Source organism: Streptomyces sp. A0642 (genome assembly GCF_004795105.1).
Classification (GTDB): Bacteria; Actinomycetota; Actinomycetes; order Streptomycetales; family Streptomycetaceae; genus Streptomyces.
On the sequence record NZ_SSBL01000015.1, the window covers coordinates 110,405 to 127,149 of the forward strand.

General features: G+C 70.9%; 15 protein-coding genes. 3 read left to right on the forward strand and 12 right to left on the reverse strand.

What is annotated here, in order from left to right:
• Window positions 1-3: 3 nt before the first annotated feature.
• The 3 genes from zwf to pgl are packed head-to-tail and all read left to right on the forward strand — an operon-like array spanning window position 4 to window position 3,337.
• Window positions 4-1,536 (forward strand): glucose-6-phosphate dehydrogenase, encoded by a 1,533-nt coding sequence (gene zwf, locus E6R60_RS23715; RefSeq protein ID WP_136328646.1) that lies wholly within the window; start codon window positions 4-6, stop codon window positions 1,534-1,536.
• Window positions 1,533-2,555 carry a glucose-6-phosphate dehydrogenase assembly protein OpcA gene (gene opcA, locus E6R60_RS23720; protein ID WP_136328647.1) on the forward strand — a complete coding sequence of 341 codons (1,023 nt, stop codon included), beginning with the start codon at window positions 1,533-1,535 and terminating at the stop codon, window positions 2,553-2,555. The genes zwf and opcA overlap by 4 nt, the downstream gene beginning before the upstream one ends.
• On the forward strand, window positions 2,552-3,337 hold the full coding sequence (pgl, locus tag E6R60_RS23725; RefSeq protein ID WP_136328648.1) for a 6-phosphogluconolactonase: 786 nt from the start codon (window positions 2,552-2,554) through the stop codon (window positions 3,335-3,337). Before opcA ends, pgl begins: the two co-directional genes overlap by 4 nt.
• Window positions 3,338-3,446: 109 nt before the next feature.
• On the opposite strand, the gene E6R60_RS23730 is transcribed toward pgl, so the two are convergent.
• From E6R60_RS23730 to uvrC, 12 genes are all read right to left on the reverse strand, one after another.
• Window positions 3,447-4,958, reverse strand: coding sequence for a PH domain-containing protein (locus E6R60_RS23730; protein ID WP_136328649.1), 1,512 nt, complete (start codon window positions 4,956-4,958; stop codon window positions 3,447-3,449).
• The gene (locus E6R60_RS23735; protein ID WP_136328650.1) at window positions 4,955-5,470 is read right to left on the reverse strand and encodes a PH domain-containing protein; all 516 of its coding nucleotides are present in this window, start codon (window positions 5,468-5,470) and stop codon (window positions 4,955-4,957) included. The genes E6R60_RS23730 and E6R60_RS23735 overlap by 4 nt, the downstream gene beginning before the upstream one ends.
• Before the next feature lie 4 nt (window positions 5,471-5,474).
• A complete protein-coding gene (gene pgi, locus E6R60_RS23740; RefSeq protein WP_136328697.1) occupies window positions 5,475-7,127 on the reverse strand; it encodes a glucose-6-phosphate isomerase in 1,653 nt (550 codons plus the stop codon).
• A gap of 174 nt (window positions 7,128-7,301) precedes the next feature.
• Complete coding sequence (locus E6R60_RS23745; RefSeq protein ID WP_078622699.1) at window positions 7,302-7,637, reverse strand: RNA polymerase-binding protein RbpA; 336 nt, start codon at window positions 7,635-7,637, stop codon at window positions 7,302-7,304.
• Between the two features lie 108 nt (window positions 7,638-7,745).
• The gene (secG, locus tag E6R60_RS23750; RefSeq protein WP_136328651.1) at window positions 7,746-7,982 is read right to left on the reverse strand and encodes a preprotein translocase subunit SecG; all 237 of its coding nucleotides are present in this window, start codon (window positions 7,980-7,982) and stop codon (window positions 7,746-7,748) included.
• A gap of 109 nt (window positions 7,983-8,091) precedes the next feature.
• Window positions 8,092-8,868, reverse strand: coding sequence for a triose-phosphate isomerase (tpiA, locus tag E6R60_RS23755; RefSeq protein ID WP_136328652.1), 777 nt, complete (start codon window positions 8,866-8,868; stop codon window positions 8,092-8,094).
• 6 nt (window positions 8,869-8,874) lie between these two features.
• Entirely contained in the window at window positions 8,875-10,086 is a 1,212-nt protein-coding gene (locus E6R60_RS23760) for a phosphoglycerate kinase (RefSeq protein ID WP_136328653.1), read from the reverse strand.
• A 108-nt stretch (window positions 10,087-10,194) separates the two neighbouring features.
• Window positions 10,195-11,205 (reverse strand): type I glyceraldehyde-3-phosphate dehydrogenase, encoded by a 1,011-nt coding sequence (gene gap, locus E6R60_RS23765; protein ID WP_136328654.1) that lies wholly within the window; start codon window positions 11,203-11,205, stop codon window positions 10,195-10,197.
• Window positions 11,206-11,533: 328 nt separating this feature from the next.
• Entirely contained in the window at window positions 11,534-12,523 is a 990-nt protein-coding gene (gene whiA, locus E6R60_RS23770; RefSeq protein ID WP_030919772.1) for a DNA-binding protein WhiA, read from the reverse strand.
• Entirely contained in the window at window positions 12,514-13,545 is a 1,032-nt protein-coding gene (yvcK, locus tag E6R60_RS23775; RefSeq protein ID WP_136328655.1) for a uridine diphosphate-N-acetylglucosamine-binding protein YvcK, read from the reverse strand. Before yvcK ends, whiA begins: the two co-directional genes overlap by 10 nt.
• Complete coding sequence (rapZ, locus tag E6R60_RS23780; RefSeq protein WP_136328656.1) at window positions 13,542-14,531, reverse strand: RNase adapter RapZ; 990 nt, start codon at window positions 14,529-14,531, stop codon at window positions 13,542-13,544. The genes yvcK and rapZ overlap by 4 nt, the downstream gene beginning before the upstream one ends.
• Window positions 14,528-16,681: an excinuclease ABC subunit UvrC gene (gene uvrC, locus E6R60_RS23785; RefSeq protein ID WP_136328657.1), complete on the reverse strand. Its 2,154-nt coding sequence runs from the start codon at window positions 16,679-16,681 to the stop codon at window positions 14,528-14,530. Before uvrC ends, rapZ begins: the two co-directional genes overlap by 4 nt.
• Window positions 16,682-16,745 lie beyond the last annotated feature (64 nt).

The window sequence follows — 16,745 nt, forward strand, 5'->3', positions numbered from 1 at the left end:
ACTTTGTCTGGTGTTCCCGGAGCCAACCCGCTCCGTGACGCCCAGGACCGACGGCTCCCGCGCATCGCGGGGCCGTCGGGCCTGGTCATCTTTGGCGTCACGGGCGATTTGTCCCGTAAAAAGCTGATGCCCGCCGTCTACGACCTGGCCAATCGCGGCCTGCTGCCGCCGGGCTTCTCGCTCATCGGTTTCGCGCGCCGCGACTGGGAGGACGAAGACTTCGCCCAGGTCGTCCACGACGCCGTCAAGGAGCATTCGCGCACGCCCTTCCGTGAGGAGGTCTGGCAGCAGCTCGCCCAGGGCATGCGTTTCGTCCAGGGCAACTTCGACGACGACGTGGCCTTCGAGACGCTGCGCGCCACGATCGAGGAGCTCGACAAGGCCCAGGGCACGGGCGGCAACTTCGCCTTCTACCTGTCCGTGCCGCCGAAGTTCTTCCCGAAGGTCGTCGAGCAGCTCAAGAAGCACGGGCTGGCCGACCAGAAGGAAGGCAGCTGGCGCCGGGCCGTCATCGAGAAGCCGTTCGGTCACGACCTGGAGAGCGCGCAGGAGCTCAACCAGCTCGTGCACGACGTCTTCCCGCCGAACGAGGTCTTCCGCATCGACCACTACCTCGGCAAGGAGACGGTCCAGAACATCCTGGCGCTGCGCTTCGCCAACACGATGTGGGAACCGATCTGGAACAGGTCCTACGTCGACCACATCCAGATCACGATGGCCGAGGACATCGGCATCGGCGGCCGGGCCGGCTACTACGACGGCATCGGCGCGGCCCGCGACGTCATCCAGAACCACCTGCTCCAGCTCCTGGCGCTGACCGCCATGGAGGAGCCCGGCTCCTTCCACCCCAAGGCACTGGTCGCCGAGAAGCTCAAGGTGCTCACGGCGGTGGAACTGCCGGAGGACCTGGGCAAGCACACGGTGCGCGGCCAGTACACGCACGCGTGGCAGGGCGGCCAGGAGGTGCCCGGCTACCTGGAGGAAGAGGGAATCGACCCCAAGTCGAAGACCGACACCTTCGCCGCGGTCAAGCTGACGATCAACAACCGCCGCTGGGCGGGCGTCCCGTTCTACCTCCGTACCGGAAAGCGGCTCGGCCGCCGGGTCACGGAGATCGCGGTCGTCTTCAAGCGCGCCCCGTACCTGCCCTTCGAGTCCGGTGCGACCGAGGAGCTGGGCGGCAACGCCCTGGTCATCCGGGTCCAGCCGGACGAGGGCGTCACGGTGCGGTTCGGCTCCAAGGTGCCCGGCACCTCCATGGAGGTGCGGGACGTCACGATGGACTTCGCCTACGGCGAGTCCTTCACCGAGTCCAGCCCGGAGGCGTACGAGCGCCTCATCCTCGATGTCCTGCTCGGCGACGCCAACCTCTTCCCGCGTCACCAGGAGGTCGAGCTCTCCTGGAACATCCTCGACCCGATCGAGGAGTACTGGGACAAGCACGGCAAGCCCGCCCAGTATCCGGCCGGCACCTGGGGCCCGGCCGAGGCGGACGAGATGCTCGCACGCGACGGACGGAGCTGGCGCCGGCCATGAAGATCGATCTCACGGAAACCACGTCCAGCAAGATCAACCAGGCCATGATCTCGGCCCGGCGCGCAGTCGGCGCCCCGGCCATCGGGATGGTCCTCACCCTCGTCGTCGTCACCGACGAGGAGAACGCCTACGACGCGCTCAAGGCGGCGAGCGACTCCTCCCGCGAGCACCCCTCGCGGATCATCGCGGTGATCAAGCGGGTCAGCCGTTCGCCGCGCGCCCGCCGCGACGCCCGGCTCGACGCCGAGGTGCGGGTCGGTTCCGACTCGGGCTCCGGCGAGACCGTCGTGCTGCGCCTTCACGGCGAGCTGGCCAATCACGCCCAGTCGGTCGTCCTGCCCCTGCTGCTGCCGGACGCCCCGGTGGTGGTGTGGTGGCCCGAGGACGCCCCCGCGGACCCGGCCAAGGACCCGCTGGGCGCTCTCGCCCAGCGTCGCATCACCGACACGTACTCCGCCGAGCACCCGCTCGACGAGCTGGCGGTGCGTGCGCAGACGTACCAGCCGGGTGACACGGACCTGGCCTGGACCCGCATCACGCCCTGGCGTTCGATGCTGGCGGCGGCACTCGACCAGCAGCCCGCTCAGGTCCTCTCGGCCACGGTCGAGGGCGAGTCGGACAATCCGAGCTGCGAACTGCTGGCCATGTGGCTCGCGGACCGGCTCAAGGTGCCGGTGGAGCGCACGACGTCCGGCGGCCCCGGCCTGACGGCGGTCCGGATGACGACGAAGAACGGCGACATCGTCCTGGACCGGGCGGACGGTTCGCTCGCCACGCTGTGCATGGTCGGCCAGCCGGACCGTGCGGTGGCGCTGAAGCGCCGGGAGACCTCGGAACTCCTCGCGGAGGAGCTGCGGCGTCTGGACCCGGACAACGTGTACGAGGCCACGGTGAAGTTCGGCGTGGAGCGCCTCGGAAAGGTGGCGGAGCCCGTGGCCGCGAAGAAGGCGGCCCCGTCGTCCGAGGCGCCGGCCGCTGCCAGGAAGGCCGCACCGGCGAAGAAGGCGGCGTCCAAGTGAGCGTCGTCCCGCAGCTCGTCGTGCACCGCGACAAGGAGCTGATGGCGCAGGCCGCGGCGGCCCGGCTGATCACGAAGATCGTGGACGCCCAGGCCGCACGCGGTCACGCCTCGGTGGTGCTCACCGGCGGGCGCAACGGCAACGGTCTGCTGGCCGCGCTCGCCGAGGCGCCCGCCCGGGAGGCGATCGACTGGTCGCGGCTCGACCTGTGGTGGGGCGACGAGCGCTACCTGCCGGAGGGCGATCCGGAGCGCAATGTCACGCAGGCGCGCAAGGCCCTGCTGGACTCGGTGCCGCTGGACCCGGCCCGGGTGCACGCGATGCCCGCGTCGGACGGGCCGCACGGCCAGGACGTCGACGCGGCAGCGGCCGCGTACGCCGCCGAACTGGCCGCGGCGGCCGGCCCGGAGGACCACGGGCCGGTGCCGGTGTTCGACGTGCTGATGCTGGGTGTCGGGCCCGACACCCATGTCGCCTCCCTCTTCCCCGAGTTGCCCGCGGTACGGGAGACCGAGCGCACCGTCGTCGGTGTGCACGGGGCGCCCAAGCCGCCGCCCGTCCGCGTCTCGCTCACGCTGCCCGCCATCCGGGCGGCGCGCGAGGTGTGGCTGCTCGCGGCGGGCGAGGACAAGGCGGAGGCCGCGGCCATCGCCCTGTCGGGCGCCGGGGCGATCCAGGCCCCGGCGGCGGGAGCGTACGGCCGCAGCCGCACGCTGTGGCTGCTGGACGCGGCGGCGGCCTCCCGGCTGCCCCGCGCCCTGTACCCGCCGGCCTCCGCCTGAGCGTCGTACCGAACGGCCCGGCCCGCCCGCGAGGGTGTGCCGGGCCGTTCGCCGTGCCGGACCCGGACGGGGAGCACGTGCGAGCCCGGCCTGATCCGGACGAAAGGTCCTAGGGCCGTTCGAGGAACGGCTCCAGGAGGCCGGGGACGGCCTCCGCCGCGAAGACCAGGCCCTCGGAGGCGTCCGCGTCGTGCACCGTGTAGGCGCCCGCGCCGGCCGAGGTCGTGGCGGTCACGCTCAGCAGCCCGGCCCGGCGCTGGAAGTACGACTGCCGCACCGTCCACCCGATCACTCCCGTCCGCCGCAGTGCGGCCGTGGAGCGCCGGAGCGTGCCGGAGCGGGTCACGAGGTAGGCGCCGCTCACGGTGTGCCCAAGGGACCGGTACGCGTCGAGGGCCAGCGGCACGGTGAGGGACACGGACACCACCGCCCAGCCGAGCGCCACCCAGAGCAGTACGGGCGTCAGCAGGGCGCCCAGGACCGCCAGGAGCAGCGCGGGAAGCAGGCACGCCGCCGCGGCCCGGCGCAGGCGGCGGCCCCGGGCGGCCCGAGGATGAGCGGTGAGCGGGGCGGCGGCCGGAGAGCCCTGTGCGCGCAGCACTTCGGCGGCGATCGCGTCGGCGAGGGGGCGTGGTACGGCCGGGAGCAGGGTGTCGTGGTCGGCGCCCCGCTCCTCCTCGTCCTTCGTCAGACCCGTCGTGATCGCGTCCAGCCGGGCGGCGCCGAACAGCCTGACCCCCAGCGGTTCCACCAGGTCGACGCCCTGCAGCCGCCGTTCCTCCACCGAGAGCGAGCGCGAGGTCAGCAGGCCGCGGCGTACGCGCAGGGTCCCTCCGGGTTCGCGCTCCAGGCGGTAGTTCCACCACCCCTCGACCCAGAGCCCGAGCGCCCCCGCCACGCCGGCCGCCAGAGCGGCGGCCACCAGGACCACGAGCGTCCAGAGCAGGGGGGTGTCCCGGAACCGGTCGGCGGCCCAGTCGATGACCTCGCCCTGAGCACCCGCCCAGTCGCTGACCTGCAGGACGCCGCCGACCGCGGCTCCCCCGAGCATCGGGGCGACGAAGGAGACCGGGGCGTAGCGGATCCACCCGGGGTCCAGCGTGGCCAGCGTGCCGTCCCGGTGCGTGCCGGGCGCCCCGGCGGTGGCCCGGTCCAGGAGTTCACGCCGCAGCCGCTCGCCTTCGGCGCGTGTGACGGGATCGAGTTCCAGGGGCGGTTCGCCTCCGGTGTGTTCGCCGGTGCCGATCCGGACGGTGACCAGGCCGAGGATCCGCAGCAGGAGGTGGGCGGTGAGGTCGACGCTGCGGATGCGTTCCCTGGCGAGGGAGCGCCGCTTGAGCAGCAGCAGTCCGGTGTGGAGGTCGACGCGTTCGGCGCCGATCCGGTAACGGGTGCGCCGCCACCGCACGTAGTCGCCCGCGGCCGCGCCGCCGATCAGCAGGACGGCCCCGGCCAGGACCCAGCCGATCCCTTTCGCGTACCCGAACCTCCCGGCCAGCCCTATCGCGGCCGGGACGGCGGCCCCGGCGGCCACGCCCGCCGTGACGAGCGCGGTGACCAGGACCGTACGCGGATGGATGCGCTGCCACGGCGGGCCGTCCCGGCCGGTCGCCGTGCTCATGTGGCGTCGCCGGGGGTGTCGTGGGTGATCCGCGTGAGCCGGTCGGCGAGCTCGGCCGCCACTTCGTGGCCGAGGCCCTCGATGCGCACCTCGCCCTTGGCGGAGGCGGTGGTGACGGTGACGGTGGCCAGTCCGAAGAGCTGCTCCAGCGGCCCGCGCACGGTGTCCACGGTCTGGATCCGGGACATCGGCGCGATCCGCCACTCCTGCCACAGCACCCCCGTCCGCACGTACACCGCCTCGTCCGTGACCTCCCAGCGATGGGTGCGGAACCACCAGAGGGGGACGAGGACGGCGCAGCCGATCCCGACGAGGGCGAGCAGGGCGGCGGGCAGCAGCAGCCAGAAGCGGGCGGACGCGAGGAACACGCCCAGCACCGCCAGAACCACCACCGGCGCAGCGGTCAGCAGCAGCCACTGCGCCCGCCACCAGCCGACGGCCCGCGGGGCCGGCGTGTGCGCCGGAGCCCTGAGCCGGACCTGCCGTATCGCCGCCCCCTCCCCCGTGGTCATGGGCTCAGCGCCCCCGCAGCTCGCGGTACGCGGCGACGAGCGCGGCGGTCGAACTGTCCAGCTGTTCGGCGCCCTTGCCCTCCGTCAGCACCGGTTCGATCCGCTTGGCGAGGACCTTGCCGAGCTCGACGCCCCACTGGTCGAACGAGTCGATGTTCCAGATGGCGCCCTGGACGAAGACCTTGTGTTCGTACAGCGCGATCAGCTGGCCGAGCACGGACGGGGTCAGCCGGTCGGCGAGGATCGTCGTCGTGGGGTGGTTGCCGAGGAACGTCTTGTGCGGCACCAGTTCCTCGGGGACGCCCTCGGCGCGCACCTCGTCCGGCGTCTTGCCGAAGGCCAGGGCCTGGGTCTGCGCGAAGAAGTTGGCCATCAGCAGGTCGTGCTGGGCGACCAGGCCGGGCAGCAGGTCGTCGACCGGTTCGGCGAAGCCGATGAAGTCGGCCGGGATGACCTTGGTGCCCTGGTGGATCAGCTGGTAATAGGCGTGCTGCCCGTTGGTGCCGGGAGTGCCCCACACGACGGGGCCGGTCTGCCAGTCGACCGGATGGCCGTCACGGTCGACGGACTTGCCGTTGGACTCCATGTCCAGCTGCTGCAGGTACGCGGTGAACTTGGACAGATAGTGGCTGTAGGGCAGGACGGCGTGCGACTGCGCGTCGAAGAACGCCCCGTACCAGACGCCCAGCAGACCCAGCAGCAGCGGGACGTTCTCCTCGGCCGGCGCGGTGCGGAAGTGCTCGTCGACGAGGTGGAAGCCGTCGAGCATCTCGCGGAACCGGTCGGGACCGATGGCGATCATCAGCGAGAGGCCGATGGCGGAGTCGTACGAGTAGCGGCCGCCGACCCAGTCCCAGAACTCGAACATGTTGGCGGTGTCGATGCCGAAGTCGGCGACCTTCTCCGCGTTGGTCGACAGGGCCACGAAGTGCTTGGCCACCGCCTCCTGACCGGCCTTCAGACCGGTCAGGAGCCAGTCGCGGGCCGAGGTGGCGTTGGTGATCGTCTCGATCGTGGTGAAGGTCTTCGACGCGATGATGAAGAGCGTCTCGGCCGGGTCGAGGTCGCGCACGGCCTCGTGCAGGTCGGCGCCGTCGACGTTGGAGACGAAGCGGAGGGTGAGCGAGCGGTCCGTGAAGGAGCGCAGCACCTCGTACGCCATGGCGGGTCCGAGGTCGGAGCCGCCGATGCCGATGTTGACGATGTTCTTGATGGGCCGGCCGGTGTGACCGGTCCACTCGCCCGACCTGACGCGGTCGGAGAAGGCCGCCATCTTGTCGAGCACGGCGTGCACGGCGGGCACCACGTTCTCGCCGTCGACCTCGATCACGGCGTCGCGCGGGGCGCGGAGCGCGGTGTGCAGGACGGCGCGGTCCTCGGTGGTGTTGATCTTGTCGCCGCGGAACATCGCGTCGCGCAGCTCGGCGACCCCGGTCGCCGCGGCGAGCTCGCGGAGCAGCCTCAGCGTCTCGTCGGTGACCAGCTGCTTGGAGTAGTCGACGTACAGGTCGCCGACGCGCAGGGCGTATCCCGTGCCGCGCTCCGGATCGTCCGCGAACAGCTGGCGCAGATGGGTCGTCCCGAGCTGCTCACGGTGCTTTCCCAGCGCGGTCCATTCCGGCGTCTGGTTGAGCCTGGTTCGGCTTTGTGTGTTCATCCCGGACATCAGCCCACTTCTTCTCGTAACCGCAGTTCCCCGCTGCCCCTCCAACTTAATTGATCAGGACGGCGGACGGGACAACGGCGGGCTGCGGCACGGCGAAAGCGTTCCGGCCGGGCACCCTGGGGGTGTCCGGCCGGTGAACTGCTTCTGCGGAGAAGGGAGGAGCTGTCAGATCTCGCCGCGGAGTTTGGCGAGGGCCTCGGCGAGGATGGCCTCGCCGTCCGCGTCGCTGCGCCGCTCGCGTACGTACGCGAGATGCGTCTTGTACGGCTCGGTGCGCGGCGGGTCCGGCGGGCTGTCCCGGTCCTGGCCGGCCGGGAAGCCGCAGCGCGGGCAGTCCCAGGTCTCCGGTACCTGCGCGTCATGGGCGAAGCTCGGCTGCGTCTCGTGCCCGTTCGAGCACCAGAAGGAGATGCGGGCCCGGGGCGCGGACTCGCCGCGCTCGGCCTCCCCCATCGGCCCCGCTCCGACCCGGCTTCCCCGGATCGCGTTGCCACTTGCCACGGTCGTAACTCCCTGCGTGATGGTGCTCGAAGATGCCCCAGTCTACGTAAGGCCCAACGCGCGTCCAGTGGTTGGAGTTACACCCTCACCGAAATCGCGTACGACGGGTCAGTTGTCCAGCTTGATGAGCAGACCAAGTACCACAATGCACGCGAACCAGCTCAGACCGACCACGACGGTGATCCGGTCGAGGTTGCGCTCGGCGACCGAGGAACCGCCGACGGAGGACTGCATTCCGCCACCGAACATGTCGGAAAGACCGCCGCCCTTCCCCTTGTGCATCAGCACCAGCAGCATCAGCAGCAGGCTGAAGACGATCAGGGCGATCTCGAACCCCAAAATCACGGCTGGTCCCTACTTTCCGGAATTCTGACTGCGTGTGCGAACAACGGGGGCCGGGAGGCTTCCCTCCTCGGCCCCCGCAAGGGTACGACGGATCCGCGCTAGCGCATACTCACTGGTCGCGGAAGCGGACGATCTTGACGAACTCGTCGGCGTCCAGTGCGGCGCCGCCGATCAGTGCGCCGTCGACGTCGGGCTGCGCCATGATCGCGGCCACGTTGCCGGACTTCACCGAGCCGCCGTACTGGATGCGGACCGCGTCGGCCAGCTCCTGCGAGTACAGCTCGGCGAGGCGGACGCGGATCGCACCGCAGACCTCCTGCGCGTCCTCGGGGGTGGCGACCTCGCCGGTGCCGATGGCCCAGACCGGCTCGTAGGCGATCACGATGGTCTCGGCCTGCTCGGCCGGGATGTCCTTCAGCGCGCCGTCGAGCTGCGCGAGCGTGTACGCGACCTGGTCACCGGCCTTGCGGATGTCCAGGCCCTCGCCGACGCAGAGGATCGGGGTCAGGCCGTGCTTGTAGGCGGCCTTCACCTTGGCGTTGCAGACCTCGTCGGTCTCCGCGTGGTACTGGCGGCGCTCGCTGTGGCCGACGGCGACGAAGGTGCACTTCAGCTTGGCGAGCATCGGGCCGGAGATCTCACCGGTGTACGCGCCGGAGTCGTGGGCCGAGATGTCCTGGGCGCCGTACTTGATCTTCAGCTTGTCCCCGTCGACCAGCGTCTGCACGGAGCGCAGGTCGGTGAAGGGGGGCAGGACGGCGACCTCTACGGCGTCGTAGTCCTTGTCGGCCAGGGCGAAGGCGAGCTTCTGGACGTGCGCGATGGCCTCGAGGTGGTTGAGGTTCATCTTCCAGTTGCCCGCCATCAGCGGGGTGCGAGTGGTCATGAAAGGTCAGTCCTCCAGAGCGGCGAGGCCGGGAAGCGTCTTGCCCTCGAGGTATTCGAGGCTGGCGCCGCCACCGGTCGAGATGTGTCCGAACGCGTTCTCGTCGAAGCCCAGGATGCGGACCGCGGCGGCGGAGTCGCCACCGCCGACCACGCTGAAGCCCGAGGAGTCGACGAGGGCCTGGGCGACGGCCCGGGTGCCCTCGGCGAAATCGGGGTGCTCGAAGACGCCCATCGGGCCGTTCCAGAAGACGGTGGCCGCGTCGGCGAGCTTCGATGCGTAGAGCTTGTTGGTCTCCGGGCCGTTGTCCAGGCCCATCTGCCCGGCCGGCATGGCGTCGGCGGGGACGGTGGAGGGGTGGGCCGGGGCCTTGGTCTTGAGGTCCGGGAACGCCGGGGCGACCACGACGTCGACCGGGAGGACGAACTCCACGCCCTTCTCCTCGGCACGCTGGAGGTACTCCCGCACGACCGGGATCTGGTCCTCCTGCAGCAGCGAGCTGCCGACCTCGTGGCCCTGGGCCTTGAGGAAGGTGTACGCCATGCCGCCGCCGATGAGGATGCGGTCGGCCCGCTCCAGGAGGTGGTCGATGACGCCCAGCTTGTCGGAGACCTTGGCGCCGCCGAGCACCACGGCGTACGGCCGCTGCACGTCGTCGGTGAGCTTCTTCAGTACGCCGACCTCGGTGGCGATCAGGTCGCCCGCGGCGTGCGGAAGCCGGGCCGGGAGGTCGAAGACCGAGGCGTGCTTGCGGTGGACGGCACCGAAGCCGTCGCCCACGTACAGGTCGGCGAGCTCGGCCAGCTGGTCGGCGAAGGCGCCGCGCTCGGCGTCGTCCTTGGACGTCTCGCCCGCGTTGAAGCGCAGGTTCTCGATGACGGCGACCTGGCCGTCGGTGAGCGCGGCGACCGTGGCGCGGGCGGACTCGCCGACCGTGTCGGTCGCGAAGGCGACGTCGGTCCCCAGCAGTTCGCCGAGGCGGGCGGCGGCGGGCGCCAGCGAGAACGCCGGGTCCGGGGCGCCCTTGGGGCGGCCCAGGTGCGAGGCGACGACGACCCGGGCGCCGGCCTCGGCCAGTTTCGCCACGGTCGGCTGGACGGCGCGGATGCGGCCGTCGTCGGTGATGGTGGTGCCGCTGAGCGGCACGTTGAGGTCGGCGCGGACGAATACGCGCTTACCGGTGACCCCTTCGGCGAGAAGTTCGTCGATCGTCTTCATCTGTCTGGACTCCTTGGAGGACGAGAGAGCATGCGACGGGGCCCGAACGGCGCCGCGTTGCGCCGTTCGAGCCCCGTGCTCACATCGTGGTGCCTGCCGATCCTAGGATCAGAGCTGGCCGCCGACGAAGACGGTCAGGTCGACGAGGCGGTTGGAGTAACCCCACTCGTTGTCGTACCAGCCGAGGATCTTCACCGTGTTGCCCTCCTGGACCATGGTCAGGGAGGAGTCGAAGGTGCAGGACGACGGGTCGCCGACGATGTCCGAGGACACGATCGGGTCCTCGGTGTACGTCAGGAAGCCCTTGAGGTCACCGTCGTCGGACGCCTTCTTGAACGCGGCGTTGACCTCGTCCTTGGTGACCTCGCGCTGCAGGGTCACGACGAGGTCGGTGGCGGAACCGGTCGGGACCGGGACGCGCATCGCGATGCCGTCGAGCTTGCCCTTGAGCTGCGGCAGGACCAGGGCGGTGGCCTTGGCGGCGCCCGTCGTGGTCGGGATGATGTTCTCCGCGGCGGCGCGGGCGCGACGCAGGTCGGAGTGCGGGAAGTCCAGGATGCGCTGGTCGTTCGTGTACGCGTGGACCGTCGTCATCAGGCCCTTGACGATGCCGAAGTTCTCGTCGAGAACCTTGGCCATCGGCGCCACACAGTTGGTGGTGCAGGAGGCGTTGGAGATGACGTGGTGGTTGGCCGCGTCGTACTTGTCCTGGTTGACGCCCATCACGATGGTGATGTCCTCGTCCTTGGCCGGAGCCGAGATGAGGACCTTCTTGGCGCCGCCCGCGATGTGCTTGGCGGCGTCGGCCTTCTTGGTGAAGATGCCGGTCGACTCGATGACGATGTCGACGCCGAGCTCGCCCCACGGGATGTCCGCCGGGTTGCGCTCGGAGAGCACCTTGATGGTGTGGCCGTCGACGGTGATGGTGTCGGCGGTGTGGCTCACCTCTGCCTTGAGACGACCCAGAATGGTGTCGTACTTCAGCAGGTGGGCCGTGGTCGCAGTGTCACCCAGGTCGTTGACAGCCACGATCTCGATGTCCGCACCCTGCTCCAGCAGCGCGCGGAAGTAGTTACGACCGATGCGGCCAAAGCCGTTGATGCCTACGCGGATCGTCACGAACCGATCTCCTCGTTAGGTACGCCGGTTTTCGACGCCGGCGAGTTGTATGGGATGTCCCCGACCGCCTCCGACCCTACCTCTCCGAAGCGCTCCGGGTGACATCGAGCGGGCCCGCGGGAACGACGGAAGCCCCTACTCCCCAGTAGGAGCATGGGCTTCCGGTTACCGCCCTCCGCCTGCTGCGGCGATTACGCAGCGTCAACGCCCGCGGGGGCGCGGCGCGTTCCCGCCACGGGTCGTCGACGGGGGTACGGCGCGTTCCCGCCGCCGCCGGCCGGCGGGGACGCGGCACGTTCCGGCCGCGCGTCGTCCGCGCGCGTGCGGATCAGCCGACCAGGCCGTCGGCCAGCTCCTCGCTGAGCGTGGATTCCGTACCCGGGATGCCGAGGTCCTGGGCCCGCTTGTCGGCCATCGCGAGCAGCCGGCGGATCCGGCCCGCCACGGCGTCCTTGGTCAGCGGCGGGTCGGCCAGGGCGCCGAGCTCCTCCAGGGAGGCCTGCTTGTGCTCCATGCGCAGCCGGCCGGCCGCGGCCAGGTGCTCGGGGACCTCCTCGCCGAGGATCTCCAGCGCACGGCCCACGCGGGCCCCGGCGGCGACCGCCGCCCGGGCGGACCGGCGGAGGTTGGCGTCGTCGAAGTTGGCGAGCCGGTTGGCGGTGGCGCGGACCTCGCGCCGCATCCGCCGCTCCTCCCAGGCCAGCACCGACTCATGGGCGCCCAGCCGGGTGAGCAGCGCGCCGATCGCGTCGCCGTCGCGGACGACGACCCGGTCCACACCGCGCACCTCACGGGCCTTCGCCGCGATGGAGAGCCTCCGGGCGGCGCCGACCAGCGCGAGCGCGGCCTCCGGGCCCGGGCAGGTCACCTCCAGGGAGGAGGAGCGCCCGGGCTCGGTGAGCGAGCCGTGGGCCAGGAAGGCCCCGCGCCAGGCGGCCTCGGCATCGCAGGTGGCCCCCGAGACCACCTGCGGGGGGAGACCGCGGATGGGACGGCCGCGGCCGTCGACCAGGCCGGTCTGCCGGGCCAGCTGGTCGCCGCCCGCCACCACCCGCACGACATAACGGGAGCCGCGCCGCAGCCCGCCGGGAGCCATCACGATCAGCTCCGAGCTGTGCCCGAAGATCTCGAGAATGTCGCGCTTCAGCCGGCGCGCCGCCATCGCGGTGTCCAGCTCCGCCTCGATCACAATCCGGCCGCTCACCAGGTGCAGCCCACCCGCGAACCGAAGAATCGCCGAGACCTCTGCCTTCCTGCAGCAGGTCCGGGTGACGGGAAGCCGAGAGATTTCGTCCTTCACCGCTGGCGTCATCGCCATGGGCCGATCCTTCCATGCATCCGAAAAATACGGTCGTACGCGGCGGCCAACAGCTCCGGATCATGAATCGGATCGCCGTCGGGTGAGGCCACGGGCGCCAGCTCGACCGCGGCTCCGAGCCGTTTTGCGGCGTCGGCGAGGGACTCGCGGTCGGGCACGGCGGCCTCGTCGGCCAGCACCACGTCCAGGGCGAGTTTAGGGGCGTGTCGTCCCAAAACCTCCAAATGACGCTGCGGAGAGAAGCCATCTGTTTCGCCGGGTTGCGGTGCGAGGTTCAGCGAGAGGACCTTCCGGGCCTTCGTTTCGATCAGTGCGTCCAGCAGATCGGGCACGAGGAGATGCGGAATCACCGAGGAGAACCAGGACCCGGGTCCGAGCACCACCCAGTCCGCGTCCAGGACGGCGGCGACCGCCTCGGGGACGGCCGGCGGGTCGTGCGGGACCACGTGCACGGACTGGACCTCGCCCGGGGTCAGCGCCACGGTGGCCTGGCCGCGGACCGTGTCCACGTCCTCGGGCCGCTCCGGGTCGTGGCCCTTCACGAGGGCCTGGAGCTCCAGCGGCACGGCGGACATGGGCAGCACCCGCCCGTGCGCGCCGAGGAGCTTGCCGACCAGGTCCAGGGCCTGTACGTGGTCACCGAGCTGTTCCCACAGGGCGACGATCAGCAGGTTGCCCACCGCGTGCTCGTGCAGGTCGCCCTTGGACTGGAAGCGGTGCTGGATGACCTGGGCCCAGGTCTGGCCCCAGTCGTCGTCGCCGCACAGGGCGGCCAGCGCCTTGCGCAGGTCGCCCGGCGGCAGGACGCCCAGCTCCTCGCGGAGCCGGCCGCTGGATCCGCCGTCGTCGGCGACGGTGACCACGGCCGTCAGGTCGCCGGTGATCCGCCGCAGCGCGGTGAGCGAGGCGGACAGGCCCATGCCGCCGCCGAGGGCGACGACCTTGGGCTGCGCGCCGCGCTTGCGGCCCGACAGCGGGGTGCCCCTGCGCAGCCTGCGCAGACGCATGTTGCGACTGGTCACTCGCGCCCCATGTCCCGGTGCACGAGCACGGTCTCGATGCCCTCCGTGGCGAGCCGGGCGGCCAGCTTCTCCGACATGGCCACGGAACGGTGCTTGCCGCCCGTGCAGCCGACGGCGATCGTCACGTAGCGCTTGCCCTCGCGGCGGTAGCCCGCGGCGACGAGCTGGAGCAGCTCCGTGTACTGGTTGAGGAACTCCTTGGCGCCCGGCTGGTCGAAGACGTAGGCGGACACCTCCTCGTTGAGGCCGGTGAAGGGGCGCAGCTCGGGGACCCAGTGCGGGTTGGGCAGGAAGCGGCAGTCCACCACCAGGTCGGCGTCGACCGGGAGGCCGTACTTGAAGCCGAAGGACATCACGGTGGCGCGGAGTTCCGGCTCTTCGTCGCCCGCGAACTGGGCGTCCATCTTGGCCCGCAGTTCGTGCACGTTGAGGCTGGAGGTGTCGATCACCAGGTCGGCGTCGCCGCGCAGCTCGCGCAGCAGATCGCGCTCGGCTGCGATCCCGTCGACGATGCGGCCGTCGCCCTGGAGGGGGTGCGGCCGGCGGACCGACTCGAAGCGGCGGACCAGTGCGTCGTCGGAGGACTCCAGGAAGACGATCCGCCGGGTGACGCCCTTGGCCTCCAGATCGGCGAGGGATTCGCGCAGGTTGTCGAAGAAGCGGCGGCCCCGGACGTCGACGACCACGGCGATCCGCGCCACGTTCCCCTGGGAGCGGGCGCCGAGCTCCACCATGGTGGGGATCAACGCGGGCGGCAGGTTGTCGACGACGAACCAGCCGAGGTCCTCCAGACACTTGGCCGCCGTGCTGCGGCCGGCGCCCGACATACCGGAGATGATCACCAGCTCCGGGATGGCCACCGTGCTGTCGCCCGTCTCGATCGAGGTGCCCGTACTCACGTGTGCTGCTCCGTCTGCTCGGTCTGTGCGGTCGTGCCCGGGTCGCTCTGTGCGGTCGTCCCCGTGTTCATGCTCGTTCCCGGTCATGTCGTGCTGCCCCCGTCGTCGTCTTCCATGATCTCTCCTGTCGCCGTGTTCACGGCGGGCGCGGCCGGGGCGGACGCGGCGAGGGCGACAGCCACTGATTCCGCCGTCCTGCGGCCTATCCCCGGAACCTCGCAGATCTCGTCGATTGTCGCCTGTTTCAGCTTCTTGACGGAGCCGAAATGCTTGATCAGCGCCTGTTTCCGGGTGTCTCCGAGACCGGCGATCGTGTCCAGGGGGCTGGAGCGGACGCGCTTGGCCCGTTTGGCGCGCTGGTAGGTGATGGCGAAGCGGTGCGCCTCGTCGCGGACGCGCTGGAGGAGGTAGAGGCCCTCGCTGGAGCGGGGCAGGACCACCGGATCGTCGTCGTCGGGCAGCCAGACCTCTTCCAGGCGCTTGGCCAGGCCGCAGACGGCGATGTCGTCGATCCCCAGCTCGTCCAGGGCGCGCTTGGCCGCGGCGACCTGGGGCTGCCCGCCGTCGACCACCAGGAGCTGGGGCGGGTAGGCGAACCGCTTGGGCCGGCCGTCGTCCTCACGGGGCTCGGCCGATTCGACGGGTGGGGCGAGGGCTGCGGGCACGGCCGGTACGGGGGGTGCGGCCGGGGCTGCGGGTGCGGCCGGTACGGGGGGTGCGACCACTTCGGCGGGTGCGGCCGGTGCGGCACCGGCCATCGCGTCGGCCGGGACGGGGCCGGTGGCGGCCGGGACGGGGCCGGTGGCGGCCGGGCCCTCCTCCCACTCCCCGGTGCGTTCCTTCTCCGCCAGGTAGCGCCGGAAGCGCCGGCTGATCACCTCGTGCATCGAGCGGACGTCGTCCTGTCCCTCGAAGCCCTTGATCTGGAAGCGGCGGTACTCCCCCTTGCGGGCCAGGCCGTCCTCGAAGACCACCATCGACGCCACCACGTCCTCGCCCTGGAGGTGGGAGATGTCGAAGCACTCGATGCGCAGCGGTGCCGTGTCGAGACCGAGCGCCTCGGCGATCTCCTCCAGGGCACGGGAACGGGTCGTGAGGTCGGAGGCGCGCTTGGTCTTGTGCAGTCCGAGGGCCTGCTGGGCGTTGCGCTGGACCGTGGCCATCAGGTCCTTCTTGTCCCCGCGCTGCGGGATGCGCAGGCTGACCTGGGCGCCCCGGCGGCCGGCCAGCCACTGGGAGACCGCCTCGGGGTCCTCGGGAAGGGCCGGAACGAGGACCTCCTTGGGAACGGAGTCGCCCGTCTCCTCCCCGTACAGCTGCTGGAGGGCGTGTTCGACGAGGCCCGAGGTGTCCACGTTCTCCACCTTGTCGGTGACCCAGCCGCGCTGGCCGCGCACCCGGCCGCCGCGGACGTGGAAGATCTGGACGGCGGCCTCCAGCTCGTCCTCCGCGACCGCGATCAGGTCGGCGTCGGTGGCGTCGGCGAGCACGACCGCGCTCTTCTCCATGGCGCGCTTGAGGGCCTCCACGTCGTCACGCAGGCGCGCCGCGCGCTCGTACTCCATCTCCTCGGCCGCCGCCATCATGTCCTTCTCCAGACGGCGGATGTACGTGCCCGTGCGGCCGGCCATGAAGTCGCAGAAGTCGTCCGCCAGTTCGCGGTGCTCCTCGGGGGTGACCCGGCCGACGCAGGGGGCCGAGCACTTGCCGATGTAGCCGAGGAGGCAGGGGCGGCCGGTCCTGGCGGCGTTCTTGAAGACGCCCGCGGAGCAGGTGCGCACCGGGAAGACCCGGAGCATCAGGTCGACCGTCTCGCGGATCGCCCAGGCGTGCCCGTACGGACCGAAGTAGCGCACGCCCTTCTTCTTGGCGCCGCGCATGACCTGGACGCGGGGGAATTCCTCGTTCAGCGTGACCGCGAGGTACGGATAGCTCTTGTCGTCGCGGTACTTGACGTTGAACCGGGGGTCGAACTCCTTGATCCAGGAGTACTCCAGCTGGAGCGCCTCGACCTCCGTGGAGACGACGGTCCACTCCACGGACGCGGCGGTCGTGACCATCGTGCGCGTGCGCGGATGGAGGCCGGACAGGTCCTGGAAGTAGTTGGCCAGGCGCTGGCGCAGGCTCTTCGCCTTCCCGACGTAGATCACCCGGCGGTGTTCGTCGCGGAATTTGTAGACCCCCGGGGAGTCGGGGATCTGTCCCGGCTTGGGGCGGTAGCTGGAGGGGTCTGCCATGCCTCCCACCCTACTGGCGGGCAGTGACAGCACGGCGTGCTGACCGGTATCGCCGCGCTCCGGG